We start from the raw sequence: 18,370 nt of genomic DNA, 5'->3' as shown, positions 1-18,370 counted from the left end.
TTTATTCCTTACATTGTCCGCGCCAAGGGGTCACTTGATCTCTTCGATTTCACCCGGTTGCCAGGTCTTGTCGAACCAGGCATCGAGCGGACCATAGAGGCGGAAGAGGGTGTTCCAGCCTTTGCCGGGGAGGGTTTGCACCCAGTTGCTGTCTTTGCCGGGCGGAGGCTTGGGCCCGAAGTACAGGTCTACCGAAGTGTCATCGTTGAACACGATGCCTTTCCTCTGGCTGCCGATACTCGGGAACTGCTGATCGGTCTGCAGCATCGAGCGCGTCTGATTGTCATAGAGCACGACTGACCAGAAATTCTTCGCCGGGATATTCGGCGGCAGGTGCAGCCGGTAGTTCTTGGCCCCGTCGAGTGGCTGACCGTTGGCATCGACGAATGCCGCCGCGTATTGCGAGCCGACGCCGACCATCTTCTTCACCAGCGCGGGCGTATTGACGGTGGCATAGAAGAAGTAGAAGGAGCGCGCGTCGAGCTGGCGGATGCCGTCGTGCTGGAATTGATAGTCAGCGCCGGAGAAAAGCTTGCGCCACGCGCTGTTCGGATAGAAATACGCATCCGGCGATCGGGCTTTATAGGCGTTCGCCCGTGCCGTGGCGCTGCCGACCGCTGCTGCTTCGGTGAGGATCTTCTTCATCCGCGCGTCGGGCGCGAATGGCTTGCCTTTCTCGATGCCGATGGCCGCGAGCAATCCGAGCGTCTCAGGATCTTGCGCTGCGTTCGGTTCCTCTTGCACCACTTCATTGACCTCTTCGAAGAACGAGAAGTCCATCGAGTGGATGGTGTTGATTGTTTTGCCGGAGAGGTTGACGAAGGTCGTCGCTGGTGGATTGGCGGCCTGGGCCAGCGGATAGATGCGCAACTGTTTCTTGAAGCCATCGACCGCAGGTTTCGTGTCACCGTTTACCAGGAAGCCACGGCTGATGAACCAGTTGTTGAAGGTGCGGGATTTGAATACGTGGTAACCCTGTGGCACTTCCCCCTCGTAGTCCGGAGGGAGCAACAGGTACTTGCCGCCCTGGCCCTTGTCGGGCCCGGCATTGCCGAGGTCTGTGACGTAGCGGTACCAGAAATCATCGATAACGCCGAGGGTATTGGGCGGGCTTTCGATCACGACCGGCCCGTTCTTCAAATCGATCCAGCCCGACGCGTAGACGTTCTCGCTGTTGCCCGTCAGGAACAGCGATCTGGAGTCCAGCAGCGTCTCGGCGATGAACACCGTTCCATTGTCTGGACCGAGCGTCCGGATGGCTCGGCGCATCGCCGCCTGCGACGCCGCAGGAATTGTCGTGAGGAACGCCTGCATGCCACGCTGGAAGTCGAGGTTGTCGTAGACCTTCTGCACGGTCGCCTCATCCGGGAAACCGTCGGTGAAGCGCAGGGTTCCGAGCCGTGTCTCGAGCGTGTCGGGTGTCACGATCGAAGGCGGGATGTCGGTCTTGTAGGTCTGGGCAACTGCCGTCGAAGCCACGAGTAAACCGAGCACGATGAAGAGGGACGATTCAAGTCTGCGTCCTGCTCTTCCTGCACGGCTCGTTGGGGGCAATGTCATTCTTCTTGTTCTCCATTGATGCGGACGAAGTCATCCAGCCGATTTTGGCTGCCCTATTTTGGGAAATGAACCGCATCAATGGTTTGTTAATGCACGACAAACATTTGTGATTGGATGTCATCCCTCCGGGAGCGGGGACGAATGGGCTCGGCGCCAGGCACTGGGCGACATCCCATACCAGCGCTTGAACGCGTGTGATAACGAGCTTTGTTCGGCATACCCGAGCAATAACGCCACCTGTGAGATACGCAGCATCGGATCGCTGAGGTACTGGGCCGCACGTTCGCGGCGGATATCGTCCACCTGCTTCTCGAATGCCAGCCCTTGATCCTCCAGACGCCGCTGCAGGGTACGAACGCTGACGAAGTAATGACTGGCGAGGGTCTCGAGCGTGCAGCGGCCGGTCGGCAGAAGTTTACGGATCAGCGCGTCTAGCTGGTGTTCGAGGTCGAGCCCGGAGGCGTCTGCAATTCGCTCCAGATAGTCGGTGACCAGCGCCTTCATTTCTGGGTCGTTGCCATCCATCGGGCGCGCTGTATCAATTGCAGAGAAATCGAGCCCAAACGCTGCTTGCGAAAACTGCACCGGACAACCGAATGTGCTGGAATAGAAGTCCTTCGACAGCAAGGGCGGATGGGTGAAAAACGTCGCCCGTGGCCGTGCTTTTGCGCCCGCCAGGATTTGCAGAATGATGACGCCGGCCGCAAGGCACCATTGTTCGAACTGGCGCGCGATACCCACTCTGGGCACTTTGAGCTGGTAGCTCATGCGCAACCCACCGGGAATATTCTGGCATTGCAGTTCCACGGCCGGGTTCAACATGTTGATGAACCGCGCAGCAGCCCCGATGGCTTCGCCCACTGTTGCGCACTGGGTCAATACCAGCATGACCGGGCCGAGCGGCGCGCGTCCTTGCACGGAAGCGAGGCGAATGCCGAAATCCGGGCATTCCAGGTCCTCGGCGCATGCCTCCATCAAGTGGATCAACGGTGAGCCGGGGATCTTCATATCGCTTTGATCAGGACCTCGCAGCGGCAATTGGAAGCGTTCCTCGTAACGTGCTACATCGCCACCGAGATCCTCGATCAGTTGTGCCAAACCCTGCACCACCCAGCCGCGCATATACGGCGTCATACCACTTCTCCTTGATTACGTGGCTGCCTGAAACGGCATTCAATCACAAATGATTGGCGTGCATTAACAAAATTTCCACCAGCGTAGGTGCCTAAAATGGACCGCGTCAGTCGAGGCGATAACGCTCGTTGCCGACGTGAACAATCAGAGGTTTTTACCGTGACGAGAAGCAATGAATGCAGCGATGTCATTGACGCGCAGCGGACGCTGAAAGATGGCTTTGCGCCGGACACTCAAAGCCGTGGTTCATCGATCATTGGTGCCTATGCCATTGCGATTGCCGAAGCGCTCGAAAACCAAGGTGCTAGCGCCGATCAGGTCTTTCGCTCCTGCGGCGTGATGCTGCCTGCGACCACCGATCCGATGCTGCGCATTGATAATCAAACGATCGCGAAGCTGTATGCCGCGGCCGTCCATGCCACTAAAGATCCTTGTTTTGGCCTGCGTGCCGGAGAAACCTTGCGTCCCGCCAACTTGCATGCGATGGGCTTTGCACTGCTGGCCAGCATTTCGATACGGGACTTCGCGCAACGGTTGAGTTCGCTCTACCGTGTCATTTCGCAGAATGCCAACATCCGCGTAGAAGAACGAAACAATACTTTCCGGCTCATTACTTCAATCGTACCCGGGGCGCAGGTGTGCCATGAAACTCACGATGCCTACATCGCTTTGATCTTTACGCTTCTTCGGACCATCTCCGGCAATCGATTCCGTTTGAGCGAACTCGAGTTGATCCGACCTGCCTCTGAGAACATGGCTCAGGTTTTTTCCAGCTATTTCCAATGCGACGTCGAATTCGACCGGCCCGAGATCGTGATGACAATGGATCTGGACCTGGTGGACAAACGGCTCCCGGGGGCCAATGAGGAGCTTGCATTGAGCCATGACCGCACAGTGATGGAGTACCTTCAGCGCATTGAACGGGGCGATATCGTCAATCGCGTCCGGGCCATTGTCAGCAGTGAATTATCCTCGCGTGCGCTGAACAAGGATCGAGTGGCTGAGCGGCTGCACATCAGTACCCGTGGTTTGCAATTGAAGCTCGCTGCCAGGGATACCAGTTTTCAGGAAATCCTCGACCATACACGGCGCACCAATGCGCTCGCGTTCATGTCGCGCAGTTCGGTTTCGGTGACGGAGGCTGCCTTTTCCCTGGGTTTTTCCGAAGTCAGCAATTTCACCCGTGCCTTCAAGCGATGGACCGGCATGGCACCGAGCCAATATCGTCAGAGCCTTGGGCTGGAGCGCTGATCTTAGTCTCAATGGCGTAGAGGTAGCAGCTGCCGAGCCTGCGAGGCTGCGTTCGAGGGCGAAGTCCTCGCAAATCCTGCATACACGATTTACCTGAAATAACTCGCAGCCTGATTTAACGACCGCTTCGCAGTCGAACACAGCCTCGCAGGCTCGGCAGTTGCTACAAGAATCGGGATCAAGTGTCAAAACCATTGAGCACCTGATACGAGTCGAATGGCACGTAACGCGATTGCCGGTCACGCATGACGCTGACCATCGCGACCTCGGGGTCTCGCGGCAGAATCAACCGACCACCGCTGGCCACCAGGTAGTCCAGTAAGCTTTCTTTCTCGTCGATCAGGGACTCGGGGTTGCGGTCGTAGGCGCTGGTCACATTCAGTTGCAGCCATTGCCGCCCCGGCACCAGGTCACCGGCAAATATTACCGGGCCGCCTGGCATGTCGATCTCCGGCAATAGTTGCCCTGGGGTGTGGCCATCGCTGACATGGAAGCGCCAGCCATCGCCGAGCAGTTCGCAGTCGGGGCCTTCGATCAGCTCCAACCGACCGCTGCTTTCCAGTTGCAGCAATATCTGCGGCACGAACAGCGCTCGGTCGCGCGGATGGGGCTGCCGCGCCCGGGTCCAGTGGCGCTTGCTGGTGATGTAGCGCGCTGCGGGAAACAGCAAGCGAGGCGTATCGCCTTCTTTGATCATCGCGCTGAGGTCGGCCGGCAATTGAGCGTGCAGATGGGTCAGCATCACCACATGGATGTCGTGCTCCTTCAGGCCATACTGACCCAGGCCATCCAACAGGCCAGGGCTTCCCGGTTGACAACGACAGGTGCGTGGCGCCGGAGCTAGCAAGGCATCGGCACCGGCCAGCACGAGGATATTGCGCCCGTCCTGCTGAACCAATAACCCGCGAGAGGCAAATTCCACCCGGTTGTCGTGATCGGGCGTGGCCCAGCTAGCCCACGACTCACGCGGAGTGCTGCCGAACATCACGCCTCCGTCGAGCTTGCGTCGTTTGCCGTCCAGCGTGGAAATAGTGCGACTCACAAAGCGTACCTCTTCGAACTCATACCGATGACATTGAAACTGCGCAATCTCATCGGAAGATGAACTCGCCTGATTTTCACGGGCGCTGTTTCACTTGCATCAAAGGTTTCCAGTGCAGAAAGCCAAAGAGCAGCGTCAGGACCAGACTTGCACCCAGCGATCCCCGGTAGCGCTTGACGTACTTGAACATGACGATGATCTCGAGCAGATGCGCAAGCAGCAGTACGGCTGCAATGGTTTTCCAGAATGACCACGCAGCGGGCAGCAAGCCCACGGCACTTGTGACGCCGAGAACATAGACGCCGATGCACAGTAGTTTCAGCAGTGCCATCAAAATGAGTTCCTCTAATTACCAGGATTCGACCGGTCGGCAGAGACCACGTGATGCTCATCGCCTGCGTATCTGCCACTCAACCCGGGCTTCAATATTTCTTGAGAATGTGCACGAAACCCGCGCTGCCCAGTCCGCCGTTGTGCTGCAACGCGACCCTTGCCCCCGGGACCTGTCTAGCTCCAGCCTGGCCGCGTAGCTGCCAGGTCAGCTCTGTCAATTGGGCCAACCCGGTAGCCCCCAACGGGTGCCCCTTCGCCAGCAGGCCGCCTGACGGGTTGATCACCCATTGGCCGCCATAGGTGCCACGCCCGGAAGCGACAAAATCGTTCAACTCTTCCTGCTTGCACAGGCCCAGGGCGACGTAAGTGGCTAATTCATTACTGGCAAAACAGTCGTGCAACTCGATGACGTCGACATCCGTCGGACCGATGCCGGCGTCTTCATAGGCCTTGTTGGCCGCATCACGGCTCAGTGCCTGGAACATGACATCCATGACGCTGCCTTCGAAATAACTACGCTGGTCGCTGCACCAGCCCTGACCTGCAAGGCGCACGTCAGCGCGGATGCCATGGGCGCGGGCAAATTCCGGTGTGCAGACAATCACCGCGGCGGCGCCACAGCTCGGTGGGCAGGCGAAGTTTTTCCGCAGCCCGCGAAAGATAGGCTTCGTGGCCAGGATTTCTTCGACCGTCAACGGCGTACGAAAGATGGCGTTTTCATTGTTGGCAGCGTGCTTGCGTGATTTGACGCAGACCTCGGCCAAGGTCTTTTCGGTCACGCCCATTTCCAGCATGGCGTCGACCTGAGCACCGAACATGCAGACCGCCGGTGGTGTATCGCGTTCTTCGTCGCTCAGATTCATGAGTCCGGCGATTACTTGCGAGTGGCGCGTCAGCGGGCTGACCTTATCAGGGAAGACCATGTCGATCGCACCTGCGGGCATCTGTTCGAAGCCAAGCGCCAGTGCGCATTCGACCTGCTGTCCCCGAACAGCCTGGACCGCCAGGGCAAAAGCCGAAGAGCCACTGGCGCAGTTATTGTTAACGTTGAAAATCGGGATGCCGCTGATGTCCACCCGATAGAGCGCGGTCTGTCCCGCGCAGCTATCCCCGTAGACATAGCCACAAAACGCTTGCTCGATCAGTGCATAGTCGATGCCGGCATCTTTGAGCGCCGCACGAGTGGCTTGTTCGCCCATGACATCGTAGCTTTGCGATTGACCCGGTTTTCGGAAAGGCACCATGCCTACTCCGGCGATAACAATATCGGTACTCATAGCGACTCCCTCATCAAGGTGACGGCCAGTATCCACAATGCTTGCCGTTTGTAATTGGCAGGGGAGCAACCTGATAACAAGTCAGGCATGCAGGGATAAATCGGCCTTGTGCGGCGTCCGTATTGCTTGGGACAAGACTTGTGCTTGCAAGGACAAGCCCAGGGGCGGGGGGCGGGATAGTTTGACGGTGAACAAGAAAGCCCGTCGGGCATGAGTGAGGAGATTTACCGTGGAATTTACCGGAAAGGTTGTCATCGTAACGGGCGCTGCCAATGGCATTGGTCGTGCTTCTGCCATCCAGTTTGCGCGCCTGGGTGCGAGCGTGGTGCTGGCTGACATCTATGAAGAAGGGTTGCAGGAGACCCTTGAAGTGATTGGCGACAATGCGATCGCCATTACCACCAATGTCGCCGATGAAGCGGCCTGTCAGGCCATGGTCGACATTGCAGTCAGCAAATTTGGGCGTGTAGATGTATTGTTCAGCAATGCCGGCATCTGCGGGATTCGTGGCCGGACGGCCGACGTCTCCGTGACCGAGTGGCGCCGTGTCATTGATATCAATCTGAACGGCGTCTTCTTCTGCGCCAGGGCGGCGATTCCGGCCATGCTAGCCAACGGCGGTGGCGTTATCATCAACACAGCGTCGGTGGATGGTCTGGTGGGTATGGCGACACTGCCGCACTACACGGCGGCCAAACATGGTGTGATCGGGCTGACCAAGGCCTGCGCGCTAGAGCATGGACGGCAGAACATTCGTAGTGTTGCCATCGCTCCCGGTTATATCCGCACCGCCATGACCGAAGACAACCTCAGCAAGAACGAGCAGGCCATGCTGGAGGCTATGATTCCCCAAGGTGGCCGTGCGGGCACTCCAGAGGATGTCGCCAACCTGGTGACATGGCTGGCCTCAGACAAGGCTTCCTATATCAATGGTTCGTGCCACACCGTGGACGGCGGACTGACCGCAGGCTTTGCGTTGCCGGATTGAATGGGAAGCCGCTGGCAAACTGAAGAAAATGAGGCCGCGCCAGCCGTTACGGGGCTATCGTCTATACGCAAGGTCGTTACCCTAGAACAAGCAGCAGAGTAGGGCGTTGATGGCACAAAAACATCAATGTCCGGTCTCTTTCATACCGTGCACGGGATTGCAGAGAGGGATCGCCAACGTGGATCGCATAGAGCCTGAACTGGTGCTCAAGACAACCCCTCCGCGCAGCCAGAGAGGAGGGCAGTTGCGCGATCGACTGAGTATTGATTGCTCCGAACTGGCGGACAAGTTGGCGATCAGCGTGCAAGGGCCGGCCGGCTTCGGCAAGACGATGCTGTTGGCGCAATGGCGACGGGAGTTTTTGTCGCGCGGAGCAATGGTCGCATGGCTGACCCTGGATACGCGTGACGATGGCAGCCGTTTTACCCTTGGGCTATGGGCAGCCATGGCTCTGGGCAGCGGCCGGCAGTCCTTTGCAAGTGCCAGCGATAAATCTTCCGGCCATGGTCGCGACGAGCTGGAAGGACTCACCGACTGGCTGGCGGAAGTGGCCGACCTCGCCGGCGAAACTGTGATGATCCTTGACGAGGTAGACGCACTGCCCGAGTCGACGGTCCGCCACTGTCTGACGTACCTGCTGCACAACGCCCCGGCCAATTTGCGTATTGTCATGTCTTCGCGTCGTCGCCTGAGTATTAACACCGCTGACCTTGTGGCCCGAGGACAATATGTCCGCGTTGCGGAAGATGCCTTGAGATTTCGTGCCGAAGAGACTATTGCGCTACTCAGCAATCGCTTCGGCGAACGCATCGACGCCGATCTCTGCCTGCGCCTGCATGAAATCTCTGAAGGCTGGCCACTCGGGTTGCAACTGGCGATTGCGGCCATCGAGAAGAGTGCCAATCTGGAAACCGCCATCGAGGATCTCTCAGCTTGTTCCGGTGATATCCAGGGTTATTTCGTCGATAAACTGGTCACCCGCCTGTCTGCAGAACAGGTCGACTTCATTACCTGCCTCTCCCTTCTGGAAGTGATTCATCCTTCACTCTGTACCGCGCTTACCGGCAGTGAGCGGGCAGGGGAAGTGCTGCATGAGTTATGCGCCTCGACGCCGATCTTCGCCGAAGGGGTCGACAGCGACTGGGTACGTTTCCATCCCTTGGCCCGGGAGTTTTTGCAGAGCCGTTTTCGTGACCTCCCGCAGGCGCAACGGCAGGCCCTCCATGAGCGGGCAGCAAACTGGCTGGAGGCGAACGCCTTTTTTGAGGAGGCGGCGCGGCAATACTTGCTGGCCGGGCAGGCTATTCAAGGATATTTGATGATCGAACAGTGTCTCTATGAGGTCATGCTGCGCGGTCAGTTCAGCCGAGTGTTGGAGTGGGTCGAAGAGTTGCCTGCGGAGGAGGTGGAGTCGCGTCCGCGTCTGTGCCTTGCGGCCGCCTGGGCCCTGGCGATGAGCGAGCGGCATGTCGAGGCAGCGAGGTTGATCGCCTGCATTGAGCAGGCCCCGACTGCGGATGATGAAACCCGCTGCGAAGCGGCGGCGATAGCAGCAGCCGCCGCCTACTTTGCCGACCAGCCAGACGAATCAATGGCGTTGCTCGCCCCCTGGATGGACAAATTGTCCTCCGGTTCGATCAAGCTGCAAGCTATCGTCGCCAACCTGGTCGCCCGCATAACGCTGTTCCAGGGGCAACCAGAAAAAGCCCGGCGCATCTTTCAGCGCGCACCACACTATACGTGGACTCCGGGACTCGATGGAATTCGCGGTTATGGTGAGTGGGTCGTGGGCATGACCTACTTGAGCGAAGGACGTATGCCTCCGGCCGAGGCCGCTTTTCGCAAGAGCTTGCTGCGCGCGGAAAAGGATATCGGCCGGCGCAGTTCGGTGGCGGTGATGCTCGCCTGTGGACTGGCCACTGTGCTTCTGGAGCGAGGTGAGATTCAGGAGGCCACGACGGTACTCGCCAATCGGCTGGATGTTGTCGAGCGGTTGGCGTCGCCGGATGCGATTGCGATGGGATTTCTCACGGCGGCACGTCTGGCTACCTTGCAGGGGCAGCCACATCGCGGCCACGACTTGTTGACGGCATTGTTCGCGCTCGGCGAAGAGAGGGGCATCGCACGTTTCTGCATGGTGGCACTGGGTGAGCAAATTCGCCTGCATGCGTTGCACGGCCGAAGCGATTCTTGCCTGGCACTCTGGAGACGGCTGGATGCGCTGGTGCCAGATGTCGCTCGTCAACAGCGCGGTCTACTGGGACAGGAACTGGCGTTGCTGGTCGGGTTGAGCAACGCTTACGTTTATTTCGCCCAGCGCGACTGGCAGGCCATGTTGCGCGTGCTCGCCGTGGCAAACGAACTCGCCGAGCGCTTGCAGCGTGGTCGCGAAATCGTTCAGGTCCAGTTGCTCAAGGCATTGGCGCTCAAAGACTCAGGCGGGGATGGACTGCCCTGTCTGCTCGAAGCGATCAGTCTGGCCGACACCTACGGCCTACAGCGTATTCTGCAGGACACCCATCCCGATCTCGTCATGTGGGCGAAGAAGGTCCATCACAAGGATGCCCAGGGGCTTGCGCAGGAAATCATCCCGCCCGTTCCGGTTCGACGCCAGGAACCCTTCGCTACAGGCGTTTCGCCGAGTCGACTGCTAACGGCGAAAGAGCGGGAGGTGTTGCAGTTGCTGGCACGCAACCTGACAAACAAACAGATAGCCCTTGCACTGGATGTCGGTGATGAAACCGTAAAGTGGCATCTGAAAAACCTATACGGCAAATTTCATGCAGGCACCCGCAAACATGTGGTGGATCGCGCCTACATGCTGGGCATTCTCGAAGCGTCCGGTTGAGCGAGACGCGTCCGGGTTGCCTGATCCAGTCCTGAATACCTGACTACTTCTCCGAACCATCCACTTGCCCGGATCGCGCCAGCGGGCTGGCGCGATTTAACCCTGCGAGACTGATCAGAGTTGGGTGACAACGGCGCGAGCCAAACCGCGTTCTTCACAGAAGCCCAGCAGGTAGCGGTGACCGAATGCCTTGGAACCGGACGCAAAGCCCACTTTGGCGGTGTCGCCGTTGAGCAGCTTGATCACACCCGCGACTTGCAAGGCACCGGTGGCAATGTAGGCAGTGGTACCGAACACTTCGGCGCGCACGGCCGAAAGCTGCCCGCGGCCGATCGCAGTGTCGACCGTACGCATCAAGGTCGTGCGCTCGCGTGGCGGCATCGCCGGGGTCGTCGCCTGGACGATGTTCTTGAGTACCTCATCCTGAGCTTCGGGCGGAAGATGCTTGTATTCGGCTTCCCACTTCTGGTTGAGCGAATGCACCATCTTCATCGCATCATTGTCGTAGAAACCGACGCAGGAGACGCAGGACCGTACGCGCGGATCATTCTCGAAATAGATCGGCAACGAGGTACCGCCCCATGGCAAGGCGAACACCGGTTGCATGAAGTGGGCCGAAGGGATCAAGAACGAAGCATCAACAGGGTGTGCCACCAGCTTGTTGTCCCACAGGTAGCAATGCTCGGCGCGGTACATCTCGAAGATTGAAGCAGTGGAGCCAACCGTTACACCAGCACCGATACCACGTTGGCCACGGCACAGCGCCGACGTTTCCAGGGCGTCGATGCCGGGGTGTTCGAGCGCCAGTTCGGCAGCGATCTCAGAGAAGGTATTCATGTACGCCAGTGACGGCGAAACCAGCAAGCCGGCCTGGGCGAAGCGCTCACCAAACTGGTCGCGAACACTACGCACATAGGACTGCTCGCCGGTGGTGTCCAGGTAGTGGCAGCCGGCATTAAGCGCGGCTTCGACAGTGGTGAGACCGAATTTGGCGAAGGGGCCTACGGTATTGCAAACGACCTTGGCACCCTTGAATGCCTGGGTCAGCGATTCGACAGTGTGGTCGACTTCGATGATTTCGTACGTCGCAGACTCCAGTCGCACCACACGCTGCGCCATCATTTCACGGGTACGCCCGGAATCGCGCGCCACCGCGGTAAACGCGATGTTCTGATCAATCAGCCAATCCATAATCAGCATGCCGGTGTAACCACTGGCGCCATAGACAACGACGGGATACTTAGCCATTTTTTATTCTCTTGATGTTGTTTGGGATGCGAGACAGGCGGAGCAATGCAGAGCGGTTCGGAGAGCCGCGACATTCAAGACCTACCTGTTGAAAGCAGTGTCAACCTGCCGGACATTTCGGGTGGGTACATCTCGATATTGTCGAGGCTGGAACTGCTGTCACTCCGCGCTGCAACTTGAATGTTCAAGTCGTTAATACAGGCAAAGCGATAGAGGACACCGCTTCCTGCACCGCCCAAAAATAGTGAGATAGATGCCCTTGACGCCCCCCCACGCCGGGGGGCATTGAACGAGTTTGATCTAGAGTCCCCCATAGATGAGGGGAGGGCCATGCCGGGTTCAGGGAGAACCTGGCATGGATGCGAGGCAGGGTCAGTTCTGTATCGACTGGATAAAACTGGCGATGCGGCTGTTGTTGGGGGCAGCGAGCAGTTCTTCCGGGGTGCCGGACTCCAGAATGCCGCCGTCGGCGACGAAGCAAATGCGGTCGGCCAGTTTGCGCGCGAAGTTCATTTCATGGGTGACGATAATCATCGTCATGCCCTCCTGGGCCAGTGCACGAATGGTGTCGAGCACCCCCGAGACCAGCTCCGGGTCTAGCGCCGAGGTCGGTTCATCGAACAGGATCAATTCCGGCTTCATCGCCAAGGCCCGGGCAATCGCGACCCGCTGGCGCTGGCCGCCGGACAGCTGGTCGGGGTAGTAGTCCAGGCGCGCGGAGAGGCCGACCTTGTCGAGGATGCTCTGGGCCTCGGCGATCGCTTCCTGCCTGGGGCGATGCAGCACGTGTAACGGCCCCTCGATGACGTTCTCCAGTACGGTGCGGTTATTGAACAGGTTGAACTGCTGGAACACCATCGGCATTTTGCTGCGAGCCATGCGCAGCCTGGATTCGCCCACCTGCTGGTAGGACTGATTGTCCGAATGGCACAAGCGCTCGCCGGTAAAGGTAATCTCGCCGGCACAGGGCGTTTCCAGGAAGTTGATACAGCGTAGCAAGGTCGACTTGCCGCCCCCGCTGGGGCCGATGAGGAAGACCACTTCACCACGTTTTACCGTCAGGTCAACGCCGCGCAGGATCTTGCTGCTCCCGTAGGCCTTGTGCAGGCCTTTGATCTGCAGGATAGGTTCGGCATTCATGATTTGGCCTCGGTCAGCTTGGTGGATATCGGGCTTCGGGTGACACGGGTACCGGTACGCAGGTGAGCGGGTGTGAGGCGTTGTTCGATCCAGTGCACGCCCCGTGCAGCAATGAAGCTCAGGACGAAGTAGATGATGGCGACCATCAGGTAAACCTGCATGCTCAGGAAGGTGTTGGCGATGACGATGCTGCCGTGGCGCAGCAATTCATTCACGGCAATGAACGACACCAGCGAGGAGTCCTTGAGCAACGAGATAAAGTAGCCACCTACCGTCGGGATCGCGATTTTCAGGGCTTGGGGCAGGATCACCCGCAGGTAGATTTTGTTGCGCGACATGCCGATGGATAGACCCGCCTCGCGCTGGCCCTTGTCCAGCGAGAGGATGGCAGCCCGAAAGACCTCGGACAGGTAAGCGCCGAGGTTGAGGCTCAGGCCCAATACCCCGGCCCAGAAGCCGGAAAGGGTCAGGCCGATTTGCGGCAGGGTGAAGTAGATCACCAGCAACTGCACCACCAGCGGTACCCCTCGCCAGATTTCCACATAGCAGCGCAGCGGCCAGTCCAGCCACGGCCGGCGTGTCAGTCGGCCAAGCGCGACGGCCAGGCCGATGAGGATGCCGAGGGCCATGCTCAGCACGGACAGTTGCAATGTCACCACCGCGCCCTTGAGCAGGAATGGGAAGTATTTGGGGATCAGGACAAACAGGAAGTCGTACATAGCGGTATCCCTTTGTTTGTGCGCCGGTCAGTTCTTGGTCAGCCTGGTTTGCACGGGATCCCATACGCCGTATTTTTCGAGGATCGCCTTGTGAGTGCCGTCGGCGATCATTGAGCTGAGGGCACCGTTGATGGCTTCGCGCAGATCGCCACATTCGCCCCGCACGGCGATGGCTTGCGTTCCGTAGACGTAGGGCGCCTTGGCTTCGGCGGCGGCCCATTCCGGCTTCGGTTGATAGAGGATCGGCTCACCCACGGTGCGCAGGTTTTGCATGGTTTCCTTCTGGCCGATCAGGGTGCCCTGATCGAGCAGCACGGCATCGGCCTGATTGTTCTGCAGGGCCTGGAAAGGTTCACCGAAGCCGTTGAAGTCCATGACTTCACCGACCACGCCGGTGTCGGCCAGGCGGTGTGCGTTGAGGGAGTCGTCGGTGCCCATCACGGTGGCGAGCTTCTTGCCTTTGAGGTCGGCCATCGACTTGATCGGTGAGTCGGTCTTCACGATCACATAGTTGAAGCTCAGGAAGTAGGGGTTGGTGAACTGGATCCCGGCGTTTTGTACCCGCTCTTGGGTGGCCGACATGGCGGACAAGATGATGTCCCAGCGCTTGGATTTCATGCCTGGAATCAGCGTCGACCACTCGGTGACCACATACTCGGTCTTGGGTACGCCAATGCGCTTGCCGATCTCTTTGAACAGCTCGGCTTCGAAGCCGCCGTAGCTGCCGTCTTCGTTTTGCCAGATGAAGGGTTTGGTGCCCATCAGGCCATTACCCGAGAGCAGCACGCCAGAAGCCTTGACGTCCGCCAGGCAACTGCTGCTGGCCTGAGCCAGGCCGGCGGTACCGAGGAGCAACGCAACAGCGCTGATTTTGAGGAGTGAACGTTGCATAGATGTGTCTCCGACTGGGGGATTTTTATTGTTATTTTTTCGAGCAAAAGCGCTCAATCGCGAAACCGTGTATCTGCTGCAGACAACTCGCTCTCCCTGGCCGCTGGAGAGATAAGTAATGAACTCAGGGGTAAACGCGCGCCGTTGTGTCAGGCGTCTTTACGCCAGACCACTGGAAACCAGTCTTCGCGCATGCGATCGCCGTTATCCAGGTTGATCCCGGGGAAGGGCGGGGATGTACGGCCCGGGCGGGCAATGTAGCGAACGTCGTCACCGATGAAGCGGGTCGAGAACGCTCTTCGGCGGCCGGTGCCCTGGTTGCCCGCGGCACCGTGTACGGTGCGGAAATCGAACACCACCGCATCGCCCGGTTGCAGCTCCGGCGAGAGGATGGTGAAGTCGCCGTTTTCAACATCCGGCATGTCCATGAACACACTTTCCCCGGTAACGGAGTTGGCTTCGCCATAGAAGTCGGCGTTGTTGGCCCAGCTTTTAGGGCGTACCGGTTTGGGCCATCGGTGGGAGCCGAGTACCACGCTCAGGGTGTTGAGCTTGGTCACCGGGTCAAGGGGAATCCAGTAGCTGGCAGTCTGCAGACCGTTCACGCAGTAATAGGGCAGATCCTGATGCCAAGGCGTTGGCTTGGACGTGCCGGGCTCCTTGACCAGGATATGGTCGTGGAACACCTGCACCTGCTGCGATTGCATGATCTGCCCGGCAATGCCCGCCGCCGGTGAGTTGAGGACGAAGTCGCTAAAGGCCGGAATGCGCTGCCAGTTGCAGTAGTCTTCGAAAAACCGGCCGCCTTCGCCGCTGCCCACATTCTCGATCGCAAACTGACTGGGGTGGGCCAGGTTCTGTTCGAAACCTTCACGCAGACGCTCGATCCAGTCGGTGAAGACGCCGCGCAAAACAACGGCACCGTCGCGCTGAAATACCTCGACATCGGACATCATCATCGGATTTGCTCCTTTGCTGTTATTGGTATGCAAGGAGTATTGCTTTTAGATATAAATAGGAAAACGATATATTTCTTATTCTTGAGTATAGGGAAACATGATAGGTTTTTCGTTTCGTCAGTTGGAGTATTTCGTGGCGGCGGCCGAGCACGGCAGCATCAGCGCGGCGGCCAGAGCACGGCACGTGTCGCAACCCTCGGTGTCGCTGGCGATCTCGCAACTGGAAGGCACGTTGGGCGAGCGCCTGTTTCGGCGTCAGGTCAGCCGCGGGCTCGAACTGACCCCCGCGGGCCAGCGCCTATTGGGACGGGCGCGAGATATCCTCAACCTGGCGGTGGCGATGACCCAGGTACATGGGGGGCCACAGGCTTTGCGCGGTCAGCTGACGCTGGTCTGTTTCCAGGATTTGGGGCCGTACTATGCGCCGCGCTTGCTCGCAGGCTTTCGTGCGCAACACCCGGAAGTGACAGTCACTTTGTTCGAAACCGACCTGGCGGGTGTGCACCGGATTCTCAGCGCCGGCAAGGCAGAGCTGGCATTGACCTATGAGTTGGGGCTCGATCCGCTGGCCGAACGCACGGTGCTCGACCAACTGCCGCCCTATGCCTTGTTGCCGGCCGATCACCCCTTGGCGGTTCAGGCCGAAGTCTCGCTGCTGGACCTCTCGCACGAGTGCCTGATCCTGGAAGACATCGCGCAGACGCGGGAGTATTTCCTTTCGTTATTTTGGTCCCAGGACCTGCACCCCATGGCGCAGCAATACACCCAGACCTTCGAGATGCAGCGCGGTCTGGTGGCCCATGGTTACGGCGTGGCCTTGTCCTGTACCCGGCCTGCGGGTGACCAGAGTTACGACGGCAAGGCGATAGCCTGTCGCCCGATCCTTGAGGTGCTCAATCCCCAGCGAGTGGTGCTCGCCCAATCCACGGCCATGCGCCCTTCACAGGTCGCGCAAGCGTTCATGAGTTGGGCGGCGGCTGACGCTTTGGCGGGGTAGGCCGTAACCGCGCATGCGGTTCGTAATGGGTGCCCGGCGCTGCATTACCGAATACAAGAAGGACACCCCAGGCCTAATGCCGATCAGTTAAGCGAATGTGCGCCTTTGTAGGAGCGAGCTTGCTCGCGATGGACGCTAACGATAACGCGTGCTTCCGGATAAACGCGTTGCCCTCAGGTTTATCGCGAGCAAGCTCGCTCCTACAGATTTCCTTAACTGATCGGCATTAACTCTAAGCCTGTTTTTTGGTTGATCGTTCTGGCATTGCCGACTTAGCTGTCCAGAGCCACCACCAAACGGCCGCGTACCTGACCAGCCAGCAGTTGCTGGGCCATCGGGATAATGTCTTTGAGCGCGACAGTCTGGGTGATCTGCTCAAGCAGCTTACGGTCCAGATCACGATCCAGTCGGTTCCAGGCGTCAATCCGGTCCTGCCGTGGGCGCATCACGCTGTCGATGCCGGCCAAAGTGATACCGCGCAAAATGAACGGCGCGACGCTGGCCGGGAAATCCATTCCCTGGGCCAGACCGCAGGCGGCCACCACACCTCCGTAGCGGGTTGCAGCACAGGCATTGGCCAACGTGTGGCTGCCCACGGAGTCGATGACCCCGGCCCAACGCTCTTTGGTCATGGGTTTGCCCGGTTCGCTCAGGCTGGCACGGTCGATGATTTCGCTGGCACCCAGCGCCTTGAGGTATTCCGACTCCTGCAGTCGACCGGTAGACGCGACAACCTGATAGCCAAGGCCGTTCAATAGGGCGATGGCAAAGCTGCCGACTCCGCCATTGGCGCCGGTGACCAGGATCTCGCCGCTGCCGGGGGTGACGCCGTGACGTTCGAGGGCCATGACGCAGAGCATGGCGGTGTAGCCGGCGGTGCCGATGGCCATGGCCTGTGCCGCAGTGAATCCGGAGGGCAGGGGGATCAGCCAGTCGCCATTGAGTCGCGCCTTCTGCGCCAGGCCGCCCCAATGGTTTTCGCCCACGCCCCACCCATTAAGCAGGACCTGATCGCCGATTTTATAGGCCGCGTTTTCGCTGTGCTCAACGGTTCCGGCCAGATCGATGCCGGGGACCATCGGAAACTTGCGCACTACCGGGCCTTTGCCGGTGATGGCCAGCGCATCCTTGTAGTTCAGTGTGCTGTAGTGGACTCGGACTGTGACATCACCCTCGGGCAGTTGAGTCTCTTGCAGGCTCTGCAGGTTGGCGCGGTAACCGGCGTCGTCTTTTTCAATCAGAATTGCGTCAAACATCGCTCTTCTCCTTTTAGACTGATCGTCTATAAACAGTGCAAAAAATCAGGCGCTGAGCCCGGATAGAAAGCCACGCAGGAAGATGTCCAGCGGGTGAGTGTTACCAGTCAGGCGGGCACGCAGTACCGCACCCTCCCAGCCGATCCAGAAAAATGCGGCTTGCTCCTCGCAATTCACTGCCGGGGCCAGTTCGCCGTGGGCCTTGGCCGCTTGCAGACAATCCCCCAGGCGCTTCTCCCAGGAGATGATCACGGCGTCCAGGCGTTGTTTAAAGCTGGCCGGCAGCATGGTCACTTCCTGGCCCAGGTTACCCACCAGGCAACCCCGCTTGAATTCATACTTGGTCATTCCGCGTTTGGCGTCTTCGACGAAGGCAGCTATGCGTTGCAGCGGTGTCAGGTCTTCGTGCAGGAAATGCCGATCCAGGCGCCGTGCGAAATAGTCGGCGTAGTTGTCCAGCACGGCATGCCCGAAGGCTTCCTTGCTTTCGAAGTAGTAGTAGAACGAGCCTTTAGGCACCCCGACCTGCGCGAGCAGCGATTCGATGCCGGTACTCATGAAACCCTGTTCGGTCAGCAGGGCTGTACCGCTACGAATCAACGCATTGCGGGTATCGGGATTGGTGCGGGGGCTTTTCGGCGGACGCCCGCGGCGTTTAGGTAAGCTCGTCATGGGGTCAATATAGACCGGTCGTATTGTAATGCAAGCGCAAAAGGTCAGTTCATAG

16 protein-coding genes are annotated in these 18,370 nt (G+C 59.0%); 4 read left to right on the top strand and 12 right to left on the bottom strand.

The genetic code is table 11. From position 1 onward, the window contains the following. Positions 1-30: 30 nt before the first annotated feature. Both JFU37_RS30370 and JFU37_RS30365 read right to left on the bottom strand, forming a co-directional pair. Positions 31-1,560, bottom strand: a complete 1,530-nt coding sequence (locus JFU37_RS30370; RefSeq protein ID WP_201120907.1) for a DUF1254 domain-containing protein — start codon at positions 1,558-1,560, stop codon at positions 31-33. A 117-nt stretch (positions 1,561-1,677) separates the two neighbouring features. Beyond that, entirely contained in the window at positions 1,678-2,694 is a 1,017-nt protein-coding gene (locus JFU37_RS30365) for an AraC family transcriptional regulator (protein WP_201120906.1), read from the bottom strand. Between the two features lie 96 nt (positions 2,695-2,790). Here JFU37_RS30365 and JFU37_RS30360 point away from each other — a divergent pair, with 96 nt between their 5' ends. Beyond that, entirely contained in the window at positions 2,791-3,945 is a 1,155-nt protein-coding gene (locus JFU37_RS30360; protein WP_201120905.1) for an AraC family transcriptional regulator, read from the top strand. Positions 3,946-4,123: 178 nt separating this feature from the next. On the opposite strand, the gene JFU37_RS30355 is transcribed toward JFU37_RS30360, so the two are convergent. From JFU37_RS30355 to JFU37_RS30345, 3 genes are all read right to left on the bottom strand, one after another. Then, complete coding sequence (locus JFU37_RS30355) at positions 4,124-4,987, bottom strand: MBL fold metallo-hydrolase (protein WP_201120904.1); 864 nt, start codon at positions 4,985-4,987, stop codon at positions 4,124-4,126. A gap of 76 nt (positions 4,988-5,063) precedes the next feature. Further along, positions 5,064-5,318, bottom strand: coding sequence for a hypothetical protein (locus JFU37_RS30350; RefSeq protein WP_201120903.1), 255 nt, complete (start codon positions 5,316-5,318; stop codon positions 5,064-5,066). 91 nt (positions 5,319-5,409) lie between these two features. Beyond that, positions 5,410-6,597, bottom strand: a complete 1,188-nt coding sequence (locus tag JFU37_RS30345) for a thiolase C-terminal domain-containing protein (protein WP_201120902.1) — start codon at positions 6,595-6,597, stop codon at positions 5,410-5,412. Positions 6,598-6,826: 229 nt separating this feature from the next. Between JFU37_RS30345 and JFU37_RS30340 the strand changes: the two genes are divergently transcribed. Both JFU37_RS30340 and JFU37_RS30335 read left to right on the top strand, forming a co-directional pair. Then, a complete protein-coding gene (locus tag JFU37_RS30340) occupies positions 6,827-7,585 on the top strand; it encodes a glucose 1-dehydrogenase (RefSeq protein ID WP_201120901.1) in 759 nt (252 codons plus the stop codon). A gap of 244 nt (positions 7,586-7,829) precedes the next feature. Next, complete coding sequence (locus tag JFU37_RS30335) at positions 7,830-10,433, top strand: helix-turn-helix transcriptional regulator (RefSeq protein ID WP_242485870.1); 2,604 nt, start codon at positions 7,830-7,832, stop codon at positions 10,431-10,433. Between the two features lie 114 nt (positions 10,434-10,547). Here the strand turns inward: JFU37_RS30335 and JFU37_RS30330 are convergent, their stop codons facing one another. The 5 genes from JFU37_RS30330 to JFU37_RS30310 form a co-directional block, all read right to left on the bottom strand. After that, positions 10,548-11,681, bottom strand: a complete 1,134-nt coding sequence (locus JFU37_RS30330) for a saccharopine dehydrogenase family protein (RefSeq protein ID WP_201120899.1) — start codon at positions 11,679-11,681, stop codon at positions 10,548-10,550. 372 nt (positions 11,682-12,053) lie between these two features. Next, on the bottom strand, positions 12,054-12,806 hold the full coding sequence (locus tag JFU37_RS30325; protein WP_201120940.1) for an ATP-binding cassette domain-containing protein: 753 nt from the start codon (positions 12,804-12,806) through the stop codon (positions 12,054-12,056). 11 nt (positions 12,807-12,817) lie between these two features. Continuing rightward, positions 12,818-13,540 (bottom strand): amino acid ABC transporter permease, encoded by a 723-nt coding sequence (locus JFU37_RS30320; protein ID WP_201120898.1) that lies wholly within the window; start codon positions 13,538-13,540, stop codon positions 12,818-12,820. 27 nt (positions 13,541-13,567) lie between these two features. Continuing rightward, on the bottom strand, positions 13,568-14,431 hold the full coding sequence (locus JFU37_RS30315) for a substrate-binding periplasmic protein (protein WP_201120897.1): 864 nt from the start codon (positions 14,429-14,431) through the stop codon (positions 13,568-13,570). A gap of 149 nt (positions 14,432-14,580) precedes the next feature. Continuing rightward, positions 14,581-15,387: a phytanoyl-CoA dioxygenase family protein gene (locus tag JFU37_RS30310; protein WP_201120939.1), complete on the bottom strand. Its 807-nt coding sequence runs from the start codon at positions 15,385-15,387 to the stop codon at positions 14,581-14,583. Between the two features lie 100 nt (positions 15,388-15,487). Here JFU37_RS30310 and JFU37_RS30305 point away from each other — a divergent pair, with 100 nt between their 5' ends. Further along, a complete protein-coding gene (locus tag JFU37_RS30305) occupies positions 15,488-16,387 on the top strand; it encodes a LysR family transcriptional regulator (RefSeq protein ID WP_201120896.1) in 900 nt (299 codons plus the stop codon). A 272-nt stretch (positions 16,388-16,659) separates the two neighbouring features. On the opposite strand, the gene acuI is transcribed toward JFU37_RS30305, so the two are convergent. Both acuI and acuR read right to left on the bottom strand, forming a co-directional pair. Then, complete coding sequence (gene acuI, locus JFU37_RS30300) at positions 16,660-17,643, bottom strand: acrylyl-CoA reductase (NADPH) (RefSeq protein WP_201120890.1); 984 nt, start codon at positions 17,641-17,643, stop codon at positions 16,660-16,662. A 45-nt stretch (positions 17,644-17,688) separates the two neighbouring features. Next, positions 17,689-18,315, bottom strand: coding sequence for an acrylate utilization transcriptional regulator AcuR (gene acuR / locus JFU37_RS30295; RefSeq protein WP_201120888.1), 627 nt, complete (start codon positions 18,313-18,315; stop codon positions 17,689-17,691). Positions 18,316-18,370 lie beyond the last annotated feature (55 nt).

This window comes from Pseudomonas sp. TH41, assembly GCF_016650695.1.
Classification (GTDB): domain Bacteria; phylum Pseudomonadota; class Gammaproteobacteria; order Pseudomonadales; family Pseudomonadaceae; genus Aquipseudomonas.
Note: the sequence above shows the minus strand (reverse complement) of the source record. Positions and strands in the feature narration are given on the sequence as shown.

What these genes read in the sequence shown, in the direction of transcription:
- JFU37_RS30345 (WP_201120902.1), bottom strand. Translation starts at nt 6,597, where the DNA reads ATGAGTACCGATATTGTTATCGCCGGAGTAGGCATGGTGCCTTTCCGA.
- JFU37_RS30365 (WP_201120906.1), bottom strand. Translation starts at nt 2,694, where the DNA reads ATGACGCCGTATATGCGCGGCTGGGTGGTGCAGGGTTTGGCACAACTG.
- JFU37_RS30360 (WP_201120905.1), top strand. Translation starts at nt 2,791, where the DNA reads ATGGACCGCGTCAGTCGAGGCGATAACGCTCGTTGCCGACGTGAACAA.
- JFU37_RS30310 (WP_201120939.1), bottom strand. Translation starts at nt 15,387, where the DNA reads ATGATGTCCGATGTCGAGGTATTTCAGCGCGACGGTGCCGTTGTTTTG.
- JFU37_RS30350 (WP_201120903.1), bottom strand. Translation starts at nt 5,318, where the DNA reads ATGGCACTGCTGAAACTACTGTGCATCGGCGTCTATGTTCTCGGCGTC.
- JFU37_RS30370 (WP_201120907.1), bottom strand. Translation starts at nt 1,560, where the DNA reads ATGACATTGCCCCCAACGAGCCGTGCAGGAAGAGCAGGACGCAGACTT.
- acuI (WP_201120890.1), bottom strand. Translation starts at nt 17,643, where the DNA reads ATGTTTGACGCAATTCTGATTGAAAAAGACGACGCCGGTTACCGCGCC.
- JFU37_RS30320 (WP_201120898.1), bottom strand. Translation starts at nt 13,540, where the DNA reads ATGTACGACTTCCTGTTTGTCCTGATCCCCAAATACTTCCCATTCCTG.
- JFU37_RS30305 (WP_201120896.1), top strand. Translation starts at nt 15,488, where the DNA reads ATGATAGGTTTTTCGTTTCGTCAGTTGGAGTATTTCGTGGCGGCGGCC.
- JFU37_RS30330 (WP_201120899.1), bottom strand. Translation starts at nt 11,681, where the DNA reads ATGGCTAAGTATCCCGTCGTTGTCTATGGCGCCAGTGGTTACACCGGC.
- JFU37_RS30315 (WP_201120897.1), bottom strand. Translation starts at nt 14,431, where the DNA reads ATGCAACGTTCACTCCTCAAAATCAGCGCTGTTGCGTTGCTCCTCGGT.
- acuR (WP_201120888.1), bottom strand. Translation starts at nt 18,315, where the DNA reads ATGACGAGCTTACCTAAACGCCGCGGGCGTCCGCCGAAAAGCCCCCGC.